The sequence below is a fragment of the Streptomyces laculatispora genome (assembly GCF_017353455.1).
GTDB classification, from domain to species: Bacteria; Actinomycetota; Actinomycetes; order Streptomycetales; family Streptomycetaceae; genus Streptomyces; species Streptomyces laculatispora.
This window is the reverse complement of record NZ_JAFMPZ010000324.1, coordinates 1-2,843: the sequence shown is the minus strand read 5'-3', so window position 1 is coordinate 2,843 and position 2,843 is coordinate 1. Positions and strand designations below refer to the sequence as shown.

Sequence of the window (2,843 nt, the reverse complement as noted above, 5' to 3'; positions counted from 1 at the left end):
CGGGACGTGGACCAGTCCGGCGCGGGCGCAGGCGAGGAACCCGATCAGATACGCGTCGGAGTTGTGGGCGTAGGCGGCCACCCGGTCCCCCGGGCGCAGCCCGTGTCCGTCCATGAGGACGGCGGCCGCGGTACCGACCGCCTCGTCGAGCCCGCGGTAGGTCCAGGTCCGGTCGGCGTACCGCAGGGCGGTGCGCTCGGGGGTGCGCCGTGCGCTGCGGGTCACGACGCCGTCCACTGTGCTGCTTCGTACACCTGTCATGGCGTGATCCTGTGCGGGCGGGGCCCGGCGGTCAAGGGTCTGGATACCGGCCGGGATGCCGGGCGGGCCCGCCGAAGGGTCAGGGGCTGATCGCGACGGGCCCGCGCGGGTGGGCGGGCCCGTGAGCGGCGTCAGGCGTGGCCCTCCCAGTAGGGCTCGCGCAACCGCCGTTTGTACAGCTTGCCGTTGGGGTCGCGGGGCATCGTCGTGATGAAGCCGAGGGTCTTGGGGCGTTTGTACCCGGCGAGCTGCCCGTCGCAGTGGCCGAGGATCTCGGCGGCGAGCGCGTCACCCGCCTCGTACCCCTCGGCGGCTTCGACCACCGCTCTGACCTCTTCGCCCCAGTCGGCGTGCGGGATGCCGAAGACGGCGGCGTCGGCGACCGCGGGGTGGGTGAGCAGCGCGCTCTCGATCTCGGCGGGGTAGATGTTGACCCCGCCCGAGATGATCATGTCGATCTTGCGGTCGCGGAGGAAGAGGTAGCCGTCCTCGTCGAGGACGCCGAGGTCGCCCACCGTGAAGAAGTCCCCGATGCGGTTCTTCCTCGTCTTGCCCTCGTCCTTGTGGTAGCTGAAGCCGCCGGTGCTCATCTTCATGTAGACGGTGCCGAGCTCGCCGGGCGCGAGGCGGTTGCCGTCGTCGTCGAAGACCGCGAGTTCACTGATCGGCCAGGCCCGGCCGACGGTGCCGGGTTTGCGCAGCCAGTCCTCGGCCGTGGCGAAGGCGCCGCCGCCCTCGCTGGCCGCGTAGTACTCCTCGACGCACTGGCCCCACCAGTCGATCATGGCCCGTTTGACGTGGTCGGGGCAGGGAGCCGCCCCGTGGATGGCATGGCGCATCGCCGTGACGTCGTACCCCCGCTTCACCTCGTCGGGGAGGGCGAGGAGGCGGTGGAACTGAGTGGGGACCATGTGCGTGTGGGTGCAGCGATGGGTGTCCATCGCCCGCAGCATCTCCTCGGGCGACCACTTGTCCATCAGCACCAGCGGGTGGCCGATGTGCAGGGCGGCTCCCGCGAACTGGAGGACCGCGGTGTGGTAGAGCGGTGAGCAGACCAGATGGACGTTGCCGTCGAACGGTTTGATGCCGAAGATGCCGAGGAAGCCGCCGAGGTAGGTCTCCTCGGGGAGCTTTCCGGGCAGCGGGCGCCGGATGCCGCGCGGCCGGCCCGTGGTGCCGGAGGTGTAGTTCATGACCCAGCCGAGGGTGCGCCCCTCGGGGGGTGAGACCGGCCGGTTCTCCAGCAGGTCGGCGTACGGGCGGAAGCCTTCGACCGTACCGACGCCGTAGCGGTGGCTCGCGGGCAGTTTCGCCTCGTCGGCGGCGGCGGTCGCGGCGGCCGTGAAGCGTTCGTGGGCGATGAGCACCTTGGCACCGGAGTCGGAGACGATCCAGGCGATCTCGGGGCCCACGAGGTGGTGGTTGACCGGGACGAGGTAGAACCCGGCCTGCGAGGCGGCCAGGTAGGCGGTGAGGAACTCGACCCCGTTGGGCAGGACGACGGCGAACGCGTCGCCCTCCTCCAGACCGGCCGCGCGCAGTGCGTGGACCATCCGGTTGGCGTCGGCGTGCAGCCGTCCGGCCGTCCAGTTCTCGCCGTCGGGTGCGATCAGGACCGTACGATCGGGGTCGGCGGTGGCCTGGGCCCAGAAGCCGTTGGGCGGCTGGTTCATGCGGTGCTCCGTCCGGCGATGCGGTTGATCCGGTCCACGGCGCGTTCGAAGCCGCGGGTCAGATCGTCGAAGACGGCCTGCACGCTGCGTTCGGTGTTCATCCGGCCGACGATCTGGCCGACGGGGGTGCCGAGCAGGGCGCCCGTCTCGTACTTCTGGATACGGGAGACGGCTTCGGCGACCAGGAGCCCCTGGAGCGGCATGGGCAGTGTGCCGGGGCCCGCCGGGTCGTCCCAGGCGTCGGTCCATTCGGTACGCAGCTGGCGTGCGGGTTTACCGGTGAGGGCGCGGGAGCGGACGGTGTCGCCGGATCCCGCGGCGAGGAGTTTGGCGGTCAGGGCGCGGGAGTGCATGTCGGCTTCCTCGGTGGTGAGCCAGAGGGAGCCGAGCCAGACGCCCTGGGCGCCGAGGGCGAGCCCGGCGGCGACCTGTTCGCCGCTGCCGATGCCGCCCGCGGCGAGGACGGGGAGCGGGCCGACGGCGTCGACGACGTCCGGGACCAGCACCATGGAGGCGATCTCCCCGGTGTGGCCGCCCGCTTCGTAGCCCTGGGCGACGACGACGTCGATGCCCGCGTCCGCGTGGTGCCGGGCGTGCCGGGCACTGCCGGCGAGGGCGGCGACCAGCACGTCCTGGTCGTGGGCGCGGGCGATGACGTCGGCGGGCGGTGAACCCAGCGCGTTGGCGAGCAGCTTGATGGGGTAGCCGAACGCCACATCGAGCTGGTTGCGGGCGACCTCCTCCATCCAGCCGGTGATGCGCCAGCCGGAGGCCTCGCCCGCGGCGAGTTCGGGGACGCCGTGCTTGGCGAGGGTGTCCTGGACGAACTGCCGGTGTCCGGCCGGGATCATCGCCTCGACATCGGCCTCGATGTCGTCATGCCCGCGAAGAAGGTGGAGGGCGTGAGCG

General features: G+C 71.6%; 3 protein-coding genes. All 3 read right to left on the bottom strand.

From position 1 onward, the window contains the following. Positions 1 to 261, bottom strand: a 261-nt coding sequence (locus J1C73_RS17685) for an AMP-binding protein (RefSeq protein ID WP_207317243.1), incomplete at its 3' end; no start/stop codon positions are given. Between the two features lie 131 nt (positions 262 to 392). Further along, positions 393 to 1,934, bottom strand: a complete 1,542-nt coding sequence (locus J1C73_RS17680) for an acyl-CoA synthetase (RefSeq protein ID WP_207317242.1) — start codon at positions 1,932 to 1,934, stop codon at positions 393 to 395. Then, positions 1,931 to 2,843 (bottom strand): NAD(P)H-dependent flavin oxidoreductase (locus J1C73_RS17675; protein ID WP_207317241.1); only part of this gene is annotated, 913 nt, incomplete at its 5' end. The genes J1C73_RS17675 and J1C73_RS17680, both read right to left, overlap by 4 nt.

Coding starts and splice junctions, on each gene's coding strand:
- J1C73_RS17680 (WP_207317242.1), bottom strand. CDS start 1,934: ATGAACCAGCCGCCCAACGGCTTCTGGGCCCAGGCCACCGCCGACCCC.